Source organism: Myxococcus sp. AM011 (assembly GCF_013372595.1).
Taxonomy (GTDB): domain Bacteria; phylum Myxococcota; class Myxococcia; order Myxococcales; family Myxococcaceae; genus Myxococcus; species Myxococcus eversor.
Map to the genome: position 1 here is coordinate 1 of NZ_JABXEM010000453.1, position 4,677 is coordinate 4,677.

The following is a 4,677-nucleotide window of genomic DNA, read 5'->3' on the forward strand; positions in this document are numbered from 1 at the left end:
GCGGAAGGTCGTGGCGAGGGCGAGGGGGCAGTGGCGTGGTCTTTCCCGTTGGCGAGCGGGGACAGCGAGGCGCCACATGCGGTGATGGCCCCCGACGGGGACGTTCTCGTCGCGGCGACATACCGAGAGCCTTTGGACGTGGGGGGCGGCCCCCTGCCTTTCAACCGGAGTGCGGATGCAACGCAGCCACATCTCATGGTGGCGCGCTTCTCCCCGGACGGGGCCCTGCGCTGGGCGCATGGGCTGACTCCGGGAGGGGGCACGTCCCGCGCGCGCGTGGGCGGACTCATCATCGATACGCAGGGCAAGCTCTGGCTGGGCGGCGCCGCGTCGGGCTCCCAGTGGGGCGACATGCGCCTGCCGGACGGGCCCTTCATCGCGCGCCTGTCGGCCGACGGCGCCGTCGAACACGTGAAGGGCTTCGCTGGAGAGGGCACGCTCACCGTGCACGCCGTCGCCCGGGACGACTCGGGCGTGGTGGTGGTGGGCGACTTCTCCGGAGCCCGCGACTTCGGCGACGCCGTGCGCGAGCCGCCCGACGGCGACCGCGGCGCCTTCGTGGTGCGGCTGGGCCCGGACGCCCACACGCGCTGGAGCCGCGTCTGGTCCGCCGGCCCCCAGGGCCTGGTGACGGCGCGCGCGACGGCGGTGGACACCTTCGGCGGTATCTATATTGGAGGCGCGTACGCGGGCGCGGTGTGCTTCGGCGGGGGCTCGTTCCTCACCGTGCGCCAACGCACTCCCTTCGTCCTCAAACTGCATCCGGATGGCACGCATGCGTGGAGCCGGGACTTCCGAGGCGCCACCGGAGCTGTCTCCGCGCTGGCGGTGGGCCCGGACCGCGTCTTCGTGGCAGGCTCCTTCTCCACCCGCTTCTACTTTCAGAACAAACCTCATGACGCGGGCGCCCATCACGGCTTCGTGGCGGCCTTCAACGCGGACGGACAAGAGCGCTGGGCGCGCTCCTTCGCAGCCACCGCCACGGCGCTCGCCACGGATGACGCGGGGCAGCTCACGCTCACCGGCACCCATGACGGCGGTCTGGATTTGGGCCCCAAGCCCTCTCCCGCCGGCCTCTATGTCGCCCGCCTCCTGCCTGAAAAGGGAGACTCCCTTTGGGTGCGAGGCTTCTCCAGTCCCCTCCCCCCGACAGCCCGCTCGGTGTCAGTGGATGGATCTGGCAATACCCTGGTCGCTGTCGCGCTGCGGCGCGTCCAACCTGTGGGAACCCCTTACCCGCATCCCCAGGATGGCTTCCTTTTCCGTCTGAAGCCCTGACATACACACACCACCTGACGGGTTGCGGGGCTCCCAGCTCCCTTCACAGTTGGATCAAGTTGCGGACAATCACACCCCGCAATTCGACTTTCAGCGCCTGTCCATGCTATTCGCGAGCCCGCCTTCAGGCGTGTGACGTTGCACCTTGAAGGGCGAGGCTGTGCTGAAGCGTCGGCGCGCGGCAACTTCGCTCGCAGGCGGCCAACCCCTCGACACCACTCCCTGTTCACTCCGGGGCGCGGCGTTGTGGGCCGCGCTTTGGACGAGCCTCTGTGAGGAGTTGCACCCCCATGACACGCACTGTTCCACGGATGGACGCCCTGCGTAGGGGCGTCACCGGTGTCGCCGTCAAAGCCCTCGGGCTGTTGATGGTGTTCGCCGCCAGCGCCGCCCACGCCAGTGAGGCGGACCTCGTTCTCCCCGACTTCGCCTCCAAGTCATTCTTTGGCGGCAGCATCAACGGACACCAACTGTTGCTCTCCGGCATCGCGGTCTGCGTTATCGGACTGGTGTTCGGTTTCATGCAGTACGCCACGCTCAAGAACCTGCCCGTGCACCGGGCGATGCTCGAGATTTCCGAGCTCATCTACGAGACGTGCAAGACGTACCTGATGACGCAGCTGAAGTTCATCGCCGTGCTGTGGGCGCTCATCGCCGTGGTGATGGTGGGTTACTTCGGGTTCCTGCGCCACATGGGCGCGGACCGCGTGGTCATCATCCTGGTGGCGAGCCTCGTCGGCATCGCCGGCTCGTGTGGCGTCGCCTGGTTCGGCATCCGCGTCAACACGTTCGCCAACAGCCGCACCGCCTTCGCCAGCTTGCGAGGCAAGCCCTACCCCACGTACGCCATTCCGCTGCAGGCGGGTATGTCCATCGGCATGGTGCTCATCAGCACCGAGCTGTTGCTGATGCTCGCCATCCTGCTCTTCATCCCGGCGGACTTCGCGGGCTCGTGCTTCATCGGCTTCGCGATTGGCGAGTCGCTCGGCGCCTCCGCGCTGCGCATCGCCGGCGGCATCTTCACGAAGATCGCCGACATCGGCTCCGACCTGATGAAGATTGTCTTCAAAATCAAGGAAGACGACGCGCGCAACCCGGGCGTCATCGCGGACTGCACCGGTGACAACGCTGGCGACAGCGTGGGCCCTTCCGCGGACGGCTTCGAGACCTACGGCGTGACGGGCGTGGCGCTCATCACCTTCATCCTGCTGGCCGTGGGCGAGGGCTTCCGCGTCGAGCTGCTGGTCTGGATTTTCGTGATGCGCATCGTGATGGTGCTCGCGTCGCTGGCCGCCTACGGCCTGAACAACGTGTTCCAGTCCGCCAAGTACAAGAACGCGGACCACATGAACTTCGAGCACCCGCTCACCGCGCTGGTGTGGGTGACGTCGCTCATCTCCGTGGCGCTGACCTTCCTGGTCAGCTACCTGCTCATCCCCACCCTGAACGGTGACCCGACGCTGTGGTGGAAGCTGTCGCTCATCATCAGCTGCGGCACGCTGGCGGGCGCCATCATCCCGGAGGCCATCAAGGTCTTCACCTCCACGGAGAGCCGTCACGTTCGCGAGGTCGTCACGGCCAGCCGCGAGGGTGGCGCGTCCCTGAACGTCATCTCCGGTCTGGTCGCGGGCAACTTCTCCGCGTACTGGATGGGCCTCATCATCGCCGGCCTGATGGGCCTGGCGTTCTGGTTCAGCGGCTCCGGCGTGCCCGGCGCGGACGTGGGCCAGTTGATGATCGCCGCCCCCGTGTTCGCCTTCGGCCTCGTCGCCTTCGGCTTCCTGGGCATGGGCCCGGTCACGATCGCCGTGGACTCCTACGGCCCGGTGACGGACAACGCGCAGAGCGTCTACGAGCTGTCCCTCATCGAGAACGTCCCCGACGTGAAGGCGGAGGTTAAGCGCGACTTCGGCTTCGACCTCGACTTCGAGAAGGGCAAGCAGTTCCTCGAGGAGAACGACGGCGCGGGCAACACCTTCAAGGCCACCGCCAAGCCGGTGCTCATCGGCACGGCCGTCGTCGGCGCCACCACGATGATTTTCTCCATCATCGTGCTGCTCGTCGGAATCACCAACGGCCAGCTCAACACCGAGAAGACGCAGTTCCTCTCGCTGCTGCACGCCCCGTTCCTCCTGGGCCTCATCACCGGCGGCGCCATCATCTACTGGTTCTCCGGCGCGTCCATGCAGGCGGTGTCCACCGGCGCCTACCGCGCGGTGGAGTTCATCAAGGCCAACATCAAGCTGGAGGGCGTGGAGAAGGCCAGCGTGGCGGACTCCAAGAAGGTGGTCGAAATCTGCACCCAGTACGCGCAGAAGGGGATGATCAACATCTTCCTCGCCATCTTCTTCAGCACGCTCGCGTTCGCCTGCCTGGAGCCGTACTTCTTCGTGGGCTACCTCATCTCCATCGCCATCTTCGGCCTCTACCAGGCCGTCTTCATGGCCAACGCCGGTGGCGCCTGGGACAACGCGAAGAAGCTGGTGGAAGTGGAGCTGAAGGCCAAGGGCACGGAGCTGCACGCGGCCTGCGTCGTCGGCGACACCGTCGGCGACCCGTTCAAGGACACGTCCTCCGTGGCGCTCAACCCGGTCATCAAGTTCACCACCCTCTTCGGCCTGCTGGCGGTGGAGCTGGCGGTGGAGCTGGAGGCCGCGGGCCAGGGCAACCTCACCCGCATCTTCTCCGTGGTGTTCTTCGTCCTGTCGACGGTGTTCGTCTATCGCAGCTTCTACGGGATGCGCATCCAGAGCGTCGGCGGCAGCAGCGGCGCGTCGTCCTCCGACGCGAAGCCCCAGGCCGCCGTGAAGACGGCCTGAGCCGACTCCCGGCGTTCGTGAAGTGATGGAAGCGGCGGGGTGCCTTCACAAAGGCCCCGCCGCTTCGCTTTTCACGCGCCAATGCCTTCCGGGTCCGTCCTCGACTCCCCGCCCAGGTGCATGCCCGTCTGGCAGCGGTAGTCCGTCACCAGCGCCACCGCCAGCGACGACAGCCCCAGCAGCACGTGCACCGTGGCGGTGATGGGGCTCTTCCGGGCGTACCCCAGGACGAAGGGCGCCAGGGCCAACGCGGTGCCCTGGACGTAGTCGAAGATTTCGTGTGCCTCGATGGGGATGAGCCGGGCCAGACTCAACCGGGCGTCGGTGAACAGGGACACGCCAGTGGCCGACGCCCCCAGCACCCTCCCCGCCCGACGCGCCCGTCTGTCCTTGGACAGCTGCCCGGCCACCAGCGCCGCCACGCCCCCTCGGTAGTCCAGCAGGGTGTGGACCTCGGCGGGCACCCACCGGCGCAGGGGAAGTCGCTCGAACAGCGGTCGGGAGAGGATGCCCGCCCGGGCGCTCTTGTCCGCGACGTGCCGCGCCATCCGGCGGGGGCCCGGCTCCCTTCGAGGGGAGG

3 protein-coding genes are annotated in these 4,677 nt (G+C 67.4%); 2 read left to right on the top strand and 1 reads right to left on the bottom strand.

What is annotated here, in order from left to right; translation table 11 throughout:
• The coding region (locus tag HUW62_RS45840) for a hypothetical protein (protein WP_255204012.1) at positions 1–1,278 on the top strand (1,278 nt) is incomplete at its 5' end.
• Positions 1,279–1,568: 290 nt separating this feature from the next.
• Positions 1,569–4,097 (top strand): sodium-translocating pyrophosphatase, encoded by a 2,529-nt coding sequence (locus HUW62_RS45845; RefSeq protein ID WP_163863361.1) that lies wholly within the window; start codon positions 1,569–1,571, stop codon positions 4,095–4,097.
• Positions 4,098–4,168: 71 nt separating this feature from the next.
• On the opposite strand, the gene HUW62_RS45850 is transcribed toward HUW62_RS45845, so the two are convergent.
• Complete coding sequence (locus tag HUW62_RS45850; RefSeq protein WP_176438034.1) at positions 4,169–4,645, bottom strand: hypothetical protein; 477 nt, start codon at positions 4,643–4,645, stop codon at positions 4,169–4,171.
• Positions 4,646–4,677: the final 32 nt, after the last annotated feature.